Here is a 14,965-nt window from a genome sequence, read left to right on the forward strand (position 1 = left end):
ACAAGGCTTTTGGTCACAAAGAAATTCACCGCGTTGACTCGATGTAAGCGTAACCAATTAGCAATAAATCAATCGGTTAAAATATGTTGGGTGCGGCATAACGATTGATACGCAAGCAACAAAATACTGCACAAAAAAAGCCGCTCATAGAGCGGCTTATTAAATCAGCGAGAGCTCAGTCCATTGAGACCCTCTAAACAGGTTTTACTGCGGTTACAGTAATGCCGGAATACCAGGCAATTGTCCTACTAAGGCGAGCGAGCCAACGCAGATAACGAATGCCGCAAGTGGCAACCACAAGCGGTCAAGCGTAGATAACTGCTTCGGACGTTCTTTGTCACCAATGAAGCCCAAGTTATCAAGCAACATGGTCAGCGCCCAACCAAAGACTGGGTTTACAAAGGCACATGAGAAAATACAGATACCAGCACTTTGCGAGTTCTTAGAATCTTTCACCATCTGCATACCAGCTTCAAGAAGCGGCAAGAATACGCCAACCAACAAAGCAACGCGCAATACAGGCTCCCACATGGCTAGATCCATTGGGTAACCAAAGACAGCAGCCAAAACACAGAGTAAGCCCGTCAATATGGCTCCACCTGGAATTGGGCGCTTAGCAATCGCAGCAGGGATCATGTATGTACCCCAAGACGACGCCAAGTTACCGCCACCTAGGCCTACACCAACAATTTGACGAATCGATGCTACCGTCATTGTGTCATCGGCGTTCATCAATACTTTCTTGGCTTTTGGCGGGTAGTTCAGTTCTTGGAACACACGGTGACCGAGAACGTCAGGCGACCACATCGCAACGGCAAGTACCGCAAACGGGATCACCGCAATATATTGCTCTAGCGAAGGCAGGCCCATTTGCCAGCCAGTATCTTCACCCCACCAGTACATAGGATTCATGTTTGGCAAGCCAGGCTCGGTAACAAATTCGAACGGTGCGCCCATAGCAAAAGCAACGATACCGGCAATGGCTGAACACAGTGGAATGGCCAACCAACGCTTTTGGATACGTGCAAGGTAGGCATACAGAACAATGGTCACGACAATAACGCCGAATGACACAGTGCTCATTTCGATGCCAGCTGCCCAACCACCGAGCTTGCTAATTTGGCTAATCGTACCAACAGCACCGAGGTAAATAAGTAAGCCGCCGCGGACCCCTTCCCCGGTTGCGTTCACCAGCCGTGAACCACCTTTGGAGAAACTCAATAGCAGACCAAACACACCAACCATGATGCCAAGTGCCAGCGGGAGACCACCGGCCATCGCAATGAGCGGGATCAATGGAATCATCGGGCCGTGTGTTCCGGCTAAGTTAGCCGAAGGATTCAAAATGGCTGAAAAAAGTACCACGAACAACACGCCAGCAATCAGCAATTCGAAACGAACGTTTTCTGCGACAAATTCGGCAGACAAACCATACTGTGCAGCAAATGCAGCAACCATGGCCGTTACCATCACGATCTTGCCGATCGTTGCAGCTAAAGCGGGTACCCAATCTTCAATTTCAATGCCGAAATCGCGATACGGCAAGTTAATGCCCCAACGCTTCACATTGGTGATTTCGAGTTCGTGATTCAGGTACTCTTCGCGGCTTTCAAAGCTAGCCGCCGGCTTACGCCGTTCTGAGTAACTCAATTCTCCAGTTTCAGACATCAAGGTCACCTTTTCTTTTTTTTGGTCTAGCGCCGCATCATTTGTTAGCGCATTGTTAATCGCCCGAAAGCTTACAGCCTTATAGAGCGAGATTTTTGATCTGAATCTTAATTACATCGTTTTTTTGTGTTTTTCATAAAAGCTTCGACGAACAACACAAATCGTTAAAAAACTGGCGCAAAATACACTAAATTCGCGCATTTACGTAATTTATTTACAAGTTTTGAGCTTTGTTTTCATAATTTTTAGCGTTAGTCATTAGCTTCTTATGAATTAATAGCTGATTTTAAGCACTTTTTTTAACGCTGAAAATTTCTAAGGTTACTAGTCTAGTCGATTAGCATTGGTAGCCAATTACAGTTGTCGCAAATGCCCGTCGTAGCCTGAGCTTTGCGCCAGATCAGAATTAATTGACGATAAATCCTGCAGACTGGCCGCAGACGTTAATGACATATTTTGAAAGGTGAAAGATGACTGATTCAATTCACGGCCATGCCGTCATGGAAATGATGCTTGAAGCCAACACGCAATTTAGCCGCGAAAGCTTAAAACAAGCGATTGAAGCGAAGTTCGGCGTAGGCACCAAGTTCCATACTTGTAGTGCCAGCGACATGGACGCCAATGCATTGATTGAATTTCTGGCCGCACGCGGTAAATTTGTCGAAACCGATGCTGGCTTCAATACCGCTAAAGAGAAGATTTGTAATCACTGATCGTATCTTTAGCCAACAAATAAACTCACAAAATGGAATTCATCCATTTCGGACCAATTCCATTTTTTTATGTAGAATGCCACCGCAATAATTAACAGTGTCGTTGTCGCGCCTTATGCAGGTTCTAAGTCGCCTTTAGGTTTGTCCGTTATATGGTGAAATTCCCAACTTATTTAACCGCCCTGTTGTGGATTTTTAGCATTGGACTTTGCCCTGCTGGTCACGCTTGCGATACCACCGTCAAACATCAATATGTAGAAATCGAACGCGATAGAGTCGTTTTGGCGTTACTCAAACACGCGCTTAGTAAGACAGACCGCGACATCTGTTTCGAGCCCATCAAGTTTGTTGCCAATGAAGTTCGCTATTCAACATTGTTACAGTCAGACGAGCTCGATGTGTTTTGGGCCAGTTCCGGCTCTAGCGCCGCGCAATACGCAGCCCCCATTCAACAACCCATATTTCTTGGTTTGACTGGTTATCGCATTTTGGTCATTCGCAAAGCCGATCAAGTGAAGTTCAACAATGTCGATACTATTGAAGACTTAAAACAATTTAACGTTGGCCAAGGATTGTTTTGGGGCGATACAAAAATTCTGGAACAAGCGGGCTTTTCTGTCACAAAAGCAGGCGAAGCAAAAAACTTGTGGAAAATGCTTTCATCGAAACGATTTGATTTCTTATCGATTGGCGCGCATGAACCATGGGCCCAACTGGCAACCCGGCCAGAACTTGCAGTTGAACAAAACTTACTACTCGCCTACCCGCTGGCGTTGCAGTTCTATGTATCAACGAAAGACACGGCGCTATACGAGCTTATTGAGCAAGGGATGCGGCTCGCGTTGGCCGACGGCAGCTATCAGCAAGTATTGTTGCAATCCAACATCATTCAACAAATGTTAGCCAATGCGAATTTACTACAACGGCGTCAGCTTATTATTGAAGACGATGCGTTATTGAAATTGCTGCCACCAGGCTATCAAATGCAACTGCCCACATTTTTAATTGAAGCTGAGCGCCAACTGAAACCGTTTGAATCGGAAATGAACGATTTAATCGATTGATTCAACCGCGACGTTTGCCAGCAAGGCTTGGATACGCATCTCATCAGGCACATTGACCCCGTGTTGGGTCACTGCCCACGCCGAAAGCGCAACGGCTTTTTTCAAAGTTTGTTCAAAAGGCAGATCATTTAACCAACCCCAAGCAAGACCGGCAACTAAGGTATCGCCAGCCCCAACCGTGCTATGCACCTGAACCACCGGTGGTTTGCAGTGGAATTCACCATGGGCGCCAAAGGTATAAACGCCAGCCGCTCCCGCTGAAACGATCAGCGTTTGCCTTGGCGTCATTGCTAACTGCCTCGTTTCCGTACCGATTGTGTCGGGCTCTATTTGGCGGCCAAGTAATTGCGCTAGCTCGTCTTGATTAGGTTTAAGCCATTCCGGCTGAGCTTGCCAAGCTGCCAGTAACGCATCGCCGCTGGTATCAACAAAGGTTGTTGCGCCTTGCTGTTTGAGCTGGCTGATAAGCTCACTGAGGTACGCCGGCGCTATGCCCTGTGGCAAACTGCCAGCAATAATCACTAGCGTATTGCCATTGGCACACTCAACAAGGTGCTGCAACAGAGTTTGCTGTGCGGCTTTATCAACGCTAAAGCCACTAAAATTGATGTCGGTAACTTGACCGTGAGCCTCAGCCAGTTTGACGTTGGTGCGGGTTAGCCCCGGTACACGAATAAAGTGTTCGGTTAAGTTGTACTTAGCAGCGTAATGGGTAAATAGCTCGTCGAAGTCTGCTTGATTTTGTTCCCCTAAAAAGCCCGTTGTGTGCACCTTGGCGCCCAACTGAGCAAGTACGCAAGCGACATTAATACCTTTGCCCGCGGCACGCCTAGAGTCGTCATGCACTCGGTTAACGTGTCCAATATTAAGCTGCGACACGTCACCGGTCATATCAATCGCAGGATTTAAGGTGACCGTTATGATTTGTTTCATTGGCGAAGCGCAAACCTTCAGTTACATGCGGCTCAAGCTTTCACCGCGTTTAACACTAACAGTTTCCATGATGGCAATGAAATTTACCCAACACAACGTTGTGAACCGCTACTGACCGTCAGTTTTGCAAAATGGCGATTGTGATTGCTTAACGTATTGATGAGTTTCCGAAGGGTAGTAAATTAATGACTGATCGAATAATCGTTACCGAGCAACGCCTATGCAGCTAATTTGTAAACTGACTAACCTAGCCTGCCTGATTTAATGATTAGGCCCTATCAGCATGAAGCAATGGGTTCGTCATGATCGGCAATTGCCAATCATAACTGAGTGTCGTTTCCGTAAAGTGTCTGATAGAGACCCGCCACACTACTCAATTGCTGATGACTACCACTTTGGCAAATCACCCCATCGTCGAGCACAAACACGCGATCGGCCTGAGCGATAGCGCTTAATCGATGGGCAATAATTAATGTGGTACGGGCTTTTAAAAATTGCTGGAGATTGGCAAGAACCTCGGCCTCTGTCGCTACATCCAACGCCGATGTTGCCTCATCCAATATCACCACCTTAGGATTACTTAACACCATCCGCGCAATAGCGAGCCGTTGTCGCTGACCGCCCGATAAACGAACGCCATTGCGCCCAACTACTGAAGCTAATTGTTCCGGCAGCGACACCACAAAGTCTTTTAACGCGGCCACGCTTAACGCTTGCCAAACTTCGTCATCTGTATGGTCAGCCCCCATGGTCAGGTTTTCCCGCAGGCTGGTATTAAACAAGGCCGGCTGTTGCAACACCGTCGCGACATTCGCTCGTACCGCATCAACGCCAATGGTGTTAATCGGCACATCGTTATAGGCAATGCTGCCACGTTGCGGTTGGTACAAGCCCAGTAGCAGTTGTACCAAGGTTGATTTACCACCACCACTCATCGACACCAGCGCCGCGGTTTCTCCTGCCGGCACATGCAAGCTGATTTGTTTTAGTAGCGGCGCTTCTTCGCTGTAAGCGAAACTAACGTCGTTTAAGGTAAGCGCGATGGCATCGGATTCAGTAAAGGGGTTAACGCCATTTGGATAACTGGGCTCTTTAGGCAATGCCAGGACCGCATTGAGGCGAGCGATTGCGGCTTTTGCACCAAACCACGAATACTGCATATTGAGCAGCTCTTGTACCGGCCCCATCATGAACCAGAGATAACCAAACACAGCAAACATTTGGCCAATTGAAAGATCGGAGATCAGCACCATCATCATGGCCACTGCCCGAAAGACCTCAAAGCCAAGTAGGAAAATAGTAAAACTAAAGCGCCCCATCGCTTCGGTTTTCCACTGTGATCCGATCGCTCGATTCTTTAGCTCAATAGCGGCTTCGCCAACTTTGGCAAAGTAGTGACCATCACGGCGAATTGCCCGTAGCTGATGAATGGCATCTAAGGTTTCAATGAGCGCTTGCTGAAACGCTTCAGTGGCGGCATTTTCCTTGGTTTTTAACTTTTTAACCTGCTTTCCGAATAGCTGTGAAAAATAAATAACCACCGGATTGAGCAGTAAAATAAACAGGCCAAGTTGCCAACTAATTGCTAACAATATGGCGGCAACGCCAATCAATGTCAGCACCGCAACAATAAACTTTGAAATTGTGCCACTGATAAATTGGTCGAGGGTATCAACATCAGTAATGCAGCGCGCACTGATCCCGCCTGAGCCCTGAGTTTCATATTCCCGCAGTTGAACTTGCGGCAAATGGGTCAATAAACGCTGACGAATCGACAAGCTGATTTGCTTGCCGATGATGGTGAATTGGCGCGATTGCATGACACTTAACACCAGTGACAACAGTCGCAAGATCATGACGGTCAGTAGGATCGCGCCAATGTAGCCCATTGCGCTGTGCCATTGGCTGGGAAAAATTTGATTCATCCAGCCGACTGCAACGCCAGGCTTATCCAGCAACACTTCATCGACCAACATTGGCATCATCAATGGTATTGGCACACTGATAAGCGTTGCCGCAATGGCAACGATATGGGCTTTTACGAGGGTTGGTTTATGTTGTTTGATTTGTTGCCATAAGCTGGCCCAGCTAATGGAATCTTGGCTCATGCGGCGTGCTCGCAGGCCTCAACAGCCTGTTGGTTTTGGTTTAGGTACTGCAACATACCATTGGCTAAATTAACAGACCAGAATTGTCCGGCCATGGTCAATCGAACACCATCACTATGACATTGAGCTAACCCATGTTGTTGCCATTTCAAAAATAATGGGCCGGCTGCTTTGTAGCGCGCATGACCGATTGCTGATGCCGTGAGGTGGCCGCGATCACATGCCCCCACTAACGCCGCGTCTAACAAATGGTTTGGTGATTTAGCCATCATCATCGCGACGGGCCATTGTTGATCGTCCAACGCTTGTTGCCATGGTTCGATATCCCGCGGTTGCATGTAGCCAAAGCCAGCTAAATTACCACCTGCACCGGCGCCTACCGCAAGAATTTCCGCTCCTGATTTTGCCATCGCGTTGTAACAACTCTTTTCTTTGTCGCCACTGGCCCAATGACAATAACTCAACTGCTTCCAGCCACTTTTATTGAGGAAGTTCGCACCTTGTTGGTACAGCAATGCGCGCTCGGCCGATCCCATTGGCTCGGCGAGCCGCCCCTGCTCAACATCACGCTCAATGCCCGATCCTTTGAACTGAATTAACTGGTACAGATCTACGCCATCAACGCCAGCTTCAAGGGTGTCTTGCAAATCTTGTTGCCAGGTTTGTGCCGTTTGGTGCGGCAGGCCGTACATCAAATCAATGGCGATTGTTGCAGCATTAGCGCCTGTTAAACGCTTTAGTTGTTGCAACAGTGGCTGCCGATCATCTAAGCGTTTGGCCGGGCGGCGCACCTGGGTGTCAAAACTCTGCACACCAAATGAAAAACGATTAAAGCCACCGGCTAACGCTTGCTCAAATTTGGCATCGTCAAATTTGTTTAATCGGCCTTCTAAGGTTATTTCGCAATCAGGCGTTAATGGCAATAATTGCTGAATTCGCTGGCCTAACTGAAAAATTTGCTCGGCTGATAAATCGGTCGGTGTACCACCGCCGATATAAACTGCGTCGAATGGTTGCGCCTGACTCCATGGCTGACGGGCCTTGCGCTCTAAATCTAACAGCAATAACTGAAAGTAGTCAGCCATCAACTTCGGCGATGCGGCGTATTTGAAGAAGTTACAAAAACTACAGCGCACTCGGCAAAAGGGTATGTGAACGTACAATGCACGCCCTTTAACACTGACGGTTGGTTCACTCAGCAATGCCGATAATGTTTGTTGTGATCGGTCTGCAGAAAGCGGCGGCACGCCACCACGCCCGGCATGAGCCGAGGATTTACCCGAAAATGCATATTGCAGTGGCGACGGTGACGGTCTCCCTGTCATGGCTTCGGTAAACACTAATGAGGCGTGATCAATCAAAGGCGCTTGGGGTTGAATCGTCATGTCTTACTCCTGCATGGACGGGATGACCGGCTTGGTGAATCACCCAAGCCGTTGAGTATAAAAACAACAAAACTGGCCACTCTTCAGTAGCCAGCTTCGGTTGAACCACTATGCTTGCGCTGATTCTTCGCGCTTTTTATGGCCGTCTCGCATATGGGCAATTTCTTCACCCAACAGGCCCGCTCCAGTAAACGAAAATGCGCGGCCAAAGCCTTTTACAAAGCGGCCGCTTTGTGGCTCAAGTCGGAACAATTTAAAGTCACCTAACTGACTTAAATTGGTAATGAGTTCACCATGCCGATTAGCGAGCACATCAATGCCCGCTTGCCATGCGTTGTCATTGTTATCAATGAGCTTTGCTTGAACTTGGTAGCTGACCCGTAAACGTGCAAACAATTGATCGGCGCTATCTTCATCTTCTACCACCAACACCGAGGCAAACGGGTTCAGTTGCAAGTTGATCGCATGCACTGCTATTTCACTTAGCAATACATAAAAGCACTCGTTATCAATGGCGAACGGTGCGTACGACGCATACGGCGTACCTTCTTCGGTCGTGGATGCCAAAAATAGACTTTTTCGGCTGTCTAATAGCGCTTTGATTTCCGGCCCAACTCGGCCTGCGATACGTTCACTCGACATGGTCTCTCCAACACGTTGGTGTTTAGTTATTAGGCGTAAAGCCGTTAGTTTTTATGTTGTTAAATTTTTCTAATTGTTCTGGGTGGATGCTGTGTTCAGCATCGCGCCCTAAATACACTTTAAAAATTGGCTGCCCTTTACGGTCTTCAAAAATAAACGCGTAACTGTCCATGCCGCGATGTTGCCGCGCTAACAACCGCACGCCGGCAATGGCTTGCAGTTTGATGTGGCCACTAAAGCCCATTTCACCAAGCGCTAAGTTGTAATAGCCCTCTGCAATACTGCCTACGGGAAACACACCTTTAAATTCGAACACACAGCCAGCAACAATCACGATTGTGGTGGTGTTGCGCCATGTAGCTAGTTCAGCCATTAATGCTTGGGCCTGCTCACCTGGCAGTACGACTTGTTGTTCGGCAGAAACGTTTTCTTCTGTCATGATGACCTCATGTCAGAGCCAGCATTGCTGGCTCTGAATCTTGTTATGTTAAGACGATGAATTAAAAACTGTATTTGGCGGAAAAAATCACTTCACGGCCAACTTGGTCGAGCTCATCCCAGGCTTGACGATAGTGTTTATCAGTGACGTTATTGATGGTTAAATCGAGTTTCAATGCCGCCAGTGATGATGGTTGATAGGACACATATAAATCGCCAACGGTATAACCGTCATAAGTTGTGCCGTCTAAATTCTCTTCGTAATCGGTGCGAGTCTGATCTTTGGCATGAATCACGCGCACACCCGCTTTCAACTGCTCACTTAAGAATGCATAACTTAGATCTGCAGAAAGGGTATCGGCTGGGATGTTGGTGAGATCTTCGCCGGTAATATCATCTTCGCCGCGCACAATGCCGTACGCTAGTGTGGCGTTAAACGCCTGGTAGCGATAATTGGCGCTAATTTCAAAACCTTCAATCGTGGCTTCATCAACGTTGTACCAATAGGTTTTACCCGGATCCATGACAGGGTAAAAAGTTGGATCAGTCACGATCTGCTCGATGAAATCGTCCACCTTGTTTTGAAATACTGAGGTTTGAATTTGCAAGCCATCATTTTCCGCAAACACGCCACCGAACTTGGCCTTGGCCATTAACTCGGTATTGGCAGCTTGCTCGGGTTTCAGATCGGGGTTTGGCTCAAAGCTATTACAAAACCCTTCGAACATGCAGAAGTGATAGCCAGTTGAATACAGCTCCTCTGAGCTTGGTGCTCGAAACGCTCGGTCGTGACGCAATGTTAATTCAAGCCAGTCTTGTGCTTGCCAAATCAACGCAGCCGATGGTGACAGATCATTGTCAGAGCGGTCTTCGGTTAAGTTTTTGGCTTCGGTCGAGAAGTAATCGTAACGCGCACCAACTTCCACCGACCAATTTTTAGCGACCGGGTAACTGGCTTGAATGAAGCCACCCCAAATGTCGGTTTCTGCATCCGGTGGCGTTGGTCGGTTATCACCGCCACGCTCCGCTTTAAAGTCTTCGGTATGGCCGTCGATACCGTACAACAAAGTGACATCGCCCACGGTCGAGACGTTGTTAATATTAATGCCGTAAACATCAAGTTCGGTAGCATCAGAACGGCCATCGCTCACCCGCTCTTCATCCATATCAACGCTGTTCCAATAGGCTTTAACTTGCGCATTTAGATAAGGTGATTGGGTATTGATACGGTAATCAAGCGCTATATTGGCCGTGTCTTGATCGCAGTTGATGAGAAAATTACTAGAGCCGTTTGGATCTGCCGAGCCGTTTGATGGCACTGAGCCAGAGACGTTAGCCGCACGCACATTGAAGCCCAGCGATTGGTGATCGTCAATTTGCCACTCCGCTTTACCCATCATGCCTTTATCAATGGAGGCCGAGCCGATCAAACGACTGCCATCGCCCAATTCAGCATCATTGGAGTTTCGGTAATAGGCACTGAACAATAAATCGAGGGAATCGGTGCGCCCGGCAATGGCACCTGTCGTGGTAGATTTATCATTGTTGTCGTTATAACCGGTCTTGATAAAGCCACCGAGGTTTTGCTCGGGCGCCAATAGATCGCCGGCCGACACGGTATTTTGAGCAACAACACCAGCTACTGCACCAGAGCCCCAAAGGCTACTGGCAGGCCCTTTAACCACTTCAATACTGGTCAACAATTCAGGATCAAGAAAGTAACTAGGACGGTGGCCAGATTCAAAGACCTGACGTACGCCATCAATTGTTTGCAGCACCTTGTTACCCGACAAACCACGAATATTTACGCTCTGATTGTTGGCACGTGGGCCGCCGCTCACCGCAATATTCGGTTCATAAGAAACAGCTTCGGCAACCGATTGCGGTTGAATCGCGTCAAGTTGCTCTTTTTCGACAACGGCAAGCGGGCGAGTTACCTCATCTTCAGTGGTTTCAACTCGCGTAGCATTAACGACGACGGCTTTGATTTCAAAAACCTGCTCATCGGTGCTCAATGTTGATTCTGATGGTGCGTCCGCTGCAATAACTGGCGTGCTTAACGCACAACTCACGAAAAAAGCTAAAGGCTTGATGTTCATGTTCATCCCAAAATAGTGTTTATGATGTTCTGGCTAACCTGTTTGAATATGCGATTTAGGTACAAATCGAATGCTTTCTGATGAAGCAACTGGGCGGGATATTACCGAGACACAATAATAATGTAAATGGGGATCATTATCATTTGCACTTAGATTTGTTTTAGTTAGAATGATTCGAACAAAAGCTGACGGTTAGAGTGAATTACCGCCATGAGTAACTATATAGCAGGGCAATGGCCCATCATCAGTGCGCGGGTGTTACTACTAGCGTTCGCACTACTAGGCCTATTTTGGGTGTCGGCTGATGTAGTGCCTGCGCCAATGGCATCGCCTATGGGGGTTCGCTCAGCTGTATCGGTTCAGATTAACATGGTTGCTGCCCCTAAAAAGCCAACGTCCACGCAAAAAGAACCGGTTCAACCACAACAAACAAAACAACAAACTCCGGAACCAACACCGCAACAGACAATAGCGCAGCAACCACCAGAGCCACAGCAGGTCAGTACGCCCGATGTTGAACAAACGCCCTCCACTGTTGTGCAGCCGGTAACTGAGCCTAGCGTTACTAAAGAAAGTACAGTTAGTGAAGCTGAGCCCGTAAGACAAGAAATGCCTGCGGAATCTGAACCTGATCATCAATTGGCGGTTGAAGACTTACTTGATGAACCCGTTGTTGACGATCATACCGACAGCCAATCAACTCAAATTGCGGCCAACAACCAAGCTTCGGGCGCTCATCAAGAGCCAGTGTTTGTGCAGCCGCTATTTGCTGCGCCCCCTTCCCCGCCGCGCTATCCGACCATTGCTCGTAAGCGTGGCCAACAAGGTGTGGTGTGGGTCGAGATCTGGCTTGATGCAAATGGCAACCAAACCCAAACCGTCATCACAAAAAGCTCAGGGCTCGAAGCGCTCGATGAGTCTGCGCTTGCCGCTGTAACGGATTGGCAGTTTAAACCACACCAAATTCAAGGCCAGGCCATCGCTTCGCGAGTCCGGGTACCGATTGAGTTCTCGCTTCAATAGCGAGCAACAACGCAGATCAACACGATCGAATGAATACTGTCGAACCAATAACAGAAGTAAACCAGTCTTATGAGTAGTTATGCTGTAATCCAAAGTCAATTAGGGCCGTTAACGCTGCCTCTGGTGCTATGCGCGCTGCTTGCCACCATGATTATCGTGGAGCGCTTAATCGTTTTAACCATTCGCACGTCTCAGCGCACATTAAGTCATGACGGCGTGCGACTCCTTCAGAGTCATGGCAACCAAAGCAAAATCCTGCGAGAAGAAATTGCCGCGGTCTGGCTCACCACCCAACAGCAAAAACTTGCCAGTGGCATTCGAATACTTCAAATTATCACCTTGGTCGCTCCATTACTTGGTTTGCTGGGCACCGTTATTGGCTTGATTGCGGTATTCGATACGATTGGCGAGCACACAGGTCCAATTGAACCGGCTATGTTGGCGGAAGGTTTAGGCATGGCGATGAAGACCACGGCCGCCGGATTGATTATTGCGGTGCCAGCCATGTTAGGCGCCCATGGATTTCAGCTTTGGGTCGATAAGCTAGTGTCTCGAGCTGAACACGCCATTAATATTTCCAGCTTGAAGATCGACGGTGTGGTCAACGAGGCGCTCGCATGATCAAGACCCAACCCAAAGCTGCACTAACCACCCAATTAGAACTGACGCCACTCATTGATATTGTGTTTATTGTGGTGGTGTTTTTGTTGCTTACCGCCAATGCCCGTTTACTGGCGCTACCGGTTGATATACCGAAAACCGAGCAAAGCAACTCGGCATTACAACCGGAGCACACATCGCTCACGTTAACGCTGCAACATCAGTCGCCGCGCTTTGCGATCAATCAACAAACCTTTGACCAATGGCAGACCTTTGAATCGGCGCTCACACCGCAACTACAGGTAACCGACCTTGCGGTAACCATTGCGGCTGACCGTAATGCGGATGTGGAGCCTCTACTGAAACTCCTGGCTCTTCTCAATCAACACCAAATTTCCAATACTCAGATTTTGATGGAACAACAACCATGATTAAGTACCTGCGCACCCTTTTAATTAGTTCCTTATTACCAGTGCTAAGCGCAACTGCGAACGCCGCTGAACATCGTTTGATAACAACTGATGCGAACGCCACCAACCTAGTCGTGTCGCTTGGTTTAATTGAGCAGTTGGTTGCCATTGATGTAACCAGCCGTTTACCGGCAGGCGCTGAGTCACTACCTAACATTGGTTATCACAGAACCCTATCGGCGGAAGGTTTACTCAGTTTGAACCCGACAACCGTATTAGGGAGCAATCATATGGGGCCGCCAGAAACCGTGGCGGCATTGAAGCAATCTGGCGTTCAGTTGTTGCAGCTAGCAGATGCCAAAAGTACCGCACAGCTGCGCAGTAATATTGAGCAAGCAGCGTTGGCATTGGATGAACAGCCGCGCGGAAAAGCAGTGTTAACTCAGCTCGACACACTCGAGGCACAGTTGAATAAATTTCCGCTAAGTGAGCATAAGATTGCCTTTTTACTGGCAATGGATTCAACAAAATTGCGCTTAGCCGGCAAAGGCACGGCGGGCCATGCATTAATTGAAGCATTATCAGCGGATAACGTCGCTAACTACGACAATTACCGTAATGTCTCTGCCGAATCATTGTTAACCATGGCACCAACCATCATTTTAGTGGCAGGCCGCCAACAACAGACCGCCGTTGCCGATTTATTGGCGGCCAATAGCATTGTTCAACACACCCCGGCAGGCCGACAACAACAAATCTTTGCTGTTGATAGCGGCGCACTGGTCGCAGGTTTAAGTCTTGCGGCGATTGAAGAAGCCCGACGTATTCAAACCTTGGTGGTAGAGGCTCAGTAATGCGTTGGCCTGCAAACTACTTAGCCGGTTCGCTGCTGATCATCATTGCCCTTGGCATGATGTTATCGTTGATTTCTGGCGCCATGGCGTTACCCGCTAAAGACAGCTTGTTAGCGCTTGTCGATGCCATCGCAGGTCTCGAAACGCCGCTTAGTCGACTGGCCTCGCACGAACAAGTTGTGGTGATGGAGCTTCGTTTACCACGACTCTTGTTGGCATTGTTTGTTGGCTTTATTCTCGCTCAATGTGGTGCCGTGATGCAGGGGTTGTTTCGTAATCCGTTGGCTGATCCAGGCATTATTGGCGTGTCATCAGGTGCGGCGGTCGGTGCCATTGTGGCCATTGTGCTGTTTCCGTTAACGTGGGGCGCTTGGACCATACCGGCAAGTGCCTTTGTGATGGGCTTGCTGACAACATTAATGGTTTACAGCCTGGCGCAATCGAAACAAGGCACTTCAGTATTAATTTTGCTGTTGGCCGGTGTTGCTATCGCCGCATTTGCCGGCGCATCCATTGGCTTTTTGAGCTACTTTGCTGATGATCAAAGTCTGCGCCAGTTAACGACTTGGCAGATGGGATCATTAGCGGGAGCTAACAGCGCTAACTTATGGTTGGCTTTTGCTACAGCCGTGCTATTGGCGTTTGCATTTCAATCACGTGCTGGCGCCCTAAATGCGTTATTACTCGGTGAAGCTGAAGCCCGACATCTTGGCATTTCCGTTGAACGACTGAAATTAGAGCTTATTGTGCTCACTGCCGTGGGTGTCGGCGTTACCGTCGCTAGCGCTGGTATTATTGGCTTTATTGGCCTTGTGGTGCCCCACCTTGTGCGACTAACCACTGGCCCCAATCATCGCGCATTACTGCCGCTTTCAGGGCTTCTCGGTGCCGCATTACTCATGATTGCAGATTTACTGGCGCGCACCGTCGTGCAACCTGCCGAATTACCTGTGGGCCTGTTAACCGCCTTGTTGGGCGCCCCCTTCTTCCTAGTCTTGTTAATCAAACAGCGTCAACAGTGGAGCTAA

At 48.5% G+C, this 14,965-nt stretch carries 14 protein-coding genes; 7 read left to right on the plus strand and 7 right to left on the minus strand.

What is annotated here, in order from left to right:
- Window positions 1-213: 213 nt before the first annotated feature.
- Window positions 214-1,668 (minus strand): DUF3360 family protein, encoded by a 1,455-nt coding sequence (locus K0504_RS11070; RefSeq protein ID WP_220104260.1) that lies wholly within the window; start codon window positions 1,666-1,668, stop codon window positions 214-216.
- Window positions 1,669-2,138: 470 nt separating this feature from the next.
- Here K0504_RS11070 and K0504_RS11075 point away from each other — a divergent pair, with 470 nt between their 5' ends.
- Window positions 2,139-2,381 (plus strand): YecH family metal-binding protein, encoded by a 243-nt coding sequence (locus tag K0504_RS11075; RefSeq protein WP_220104261.1) that lies wholly within the window; start codon window positions 2,139-2,141, stop codon window positions 2,379-2,381.
- Window positions 2,382-2,533: 152 nt separating this feature from the next.
- Complete coding sequence (locus K0504_RS11080; RefSeq protein ID WP_220104262.1) at window positions 2,534-3,445, plus strand: hypothetical protein; 912 nt, start codon at window positions 2,534-2,536, stop codon at window positions 3,443-3,445.
- Here K0504_RS11080 and pfkB read toward each other — a convergent pair.
- The 6 genes from pfkB to K0504_RS11110 all read right to left on the minus strand — a co-directional run bounded on the left by pfkB (window position 3,434) and on the right by K0504_RS11110 (window position 11,050).
- Window positions 3,434-4,378, minus strand: a complete 945-nt coding sequence (gene pfkB, locus K0504_RS11085) for a 1-phosphofructokinase (protein ID WP_220104263.1) — start codon at window positions 4,376-4,378, stop codon at window positions 3,434-3,436. The two genes, K0504_RS11080 and pfkB, sit on opposite strands and share 12 nt — an antisense overlap.
- A gap of 320 nt (window positions 4,379-4,698) precedes the next feature.
- Window positions 4,699-6,486, minus strand: coding sequence for an ABC transporter ATP-binding protein (locus K0504_RS11090; RefSeq protein WP_220104264.1), 1,788 nt, complete (start codon window positions 6,484-6,486; stop codon window positions 4,699-4,701).
- A complete protein-coding gene (gene hutW, locus K0504_RS11095; protein ID WP_220104265.1) occupies window positions 6,483-7,871 on the minus strand; it encodes a heme anaerobic degradation radical SAM methyltransferase ChuW/HutW in 1,389 nt (462 codons plus the stop codon). The genes K0504_RS11090 and hutW overlap by 4 nt, the downstream gene beginning before the upstream one ends.
- Before the next feature lie 108 nt (window positions 7,872-7,979).
- The gene (locus K0504_RS11100) at window positions 7,980-8,513 is read right to left on the minus strand and encodes a pyridoxamine 5'-phosphate oxidase family protein (protein WP_220104266.1); all 534 of its coding nucleotides are present in this window, start codon (window positions 8,511-8,513) and stop codon (window positions 7,980-7,982) included.
- A gap of 22 nt (window positions 8,514-8,535) precedes the next feature.
- Window positions 8,536-8,952, minus strand: coding sequence for a heme utilization cystosolic carrier protein HutX (hutX, locus tag K0504_RS11105; RefSeq protein WP_220104267.1), 417 nt, complete (start codon window positions 8,950-8,952; stop codon window positions 8,536-8,538).
- Window positions 8,953-9,013: 61 nt separating this feature from the next.
- Entirely contained in the window at window positions 9,014-11,050 is a 2,037-nt protein-coding gene (locus K0504_RS11110) for a TonB-dependent hemoglobin/transferrin/lactoferrin family receptor (RefSeq protein WP_220104268.1), read from the minus strand.
- Window positions 11,051-11,260: 210 nt separating this feature from the next.
- Here K0504_RS11110 and K0504_RS11115 point away from each other — a divergent pair, with 210 nt between their 5' ends.
- From K0504_RS11115 to K0504_RS11135, 5 genes are all read left to right on the plus strand, one after another.
- Window positions 11,261-12,073: an energy transducer TonB gene (locus tag K0504_RS11115; protein ID WP_220104269.1), complete on the plus strand. Its 813-nt coding sequence runs from the start codon at window positions 11,261-11,263 to the stop codon at window positions 12,071-12,073.
- A 69-nt stretch (window positions 12,074-12,142) separates the two neighbouring features.
- Window positions 12,143-12,694 carry a MotA/TolQ/ExbB proton channel family protein gene (locus tag K0504_RS11120; RefSeq protein ID WP_220104270.1) on the plus strand — a complete coding sequence of 184 codons (552 nt, stop codon included), beginning with the start codon at window positions 12,143-12,145 and terminating at the stop codon, window positions 12,692-12,694.
- Window positions 12,691-13,104 (plus strand): ExbD/TolR family protein, encoded by a 414-nt coding sequence (locus tag K0504_RS11125; RefSeq protein ID WP_220104271.1) that lies wholly within the window; start codon window positions 12,691-12,693, stop codon window positions 13,102-13,104. Before K0504_RS11120 ends, K0504_RS11125 begins: the two co-directional genes overlap by 4 nt.
- The gene (locus tag K0504_RS11130) at window positions 13,101-13,937 is read left to right on the plus strand and encodes a heme/hemin ABC transporter substrate-binding protein (RefSeq protein ID WP_220104272.1); all 837 of its coding nucleotides are present in this window, start codon (window positions 13,101-13,103) and stop codon (window positions 13,935-13,937) included. Before K0504_RS11125 ends, K0504_RS11130 begins: the two co-directional genes overlap by 4 nt.
- The gene (locus tag K0504_RS11135) at window positions 13,937-14,965 is read left to right on the plus strand and encodes a FecCD family ABC transporter permease (protein ID WP_220104273.1); all 1,029 of its coding nucleotides are present in this window, start codon (window positions 13,937-13,939) and stop codon (window positions 14,963-14,965) included. Before K0504_RS11130 ends, K0504_RS11135 begins: the two co-directional genes overlap by 1 nt.

Origin of the sequence: Neiella holothuriorum (genome assembly GCF_019457915.1) — a bacterium.
GTDB classification, from domain to species: Bacteria; Pseudomonadota; Gammaproteobacteria; order Enterobacterales; family Neiellaceae; genus Neiella; species Neiella holothuriorum.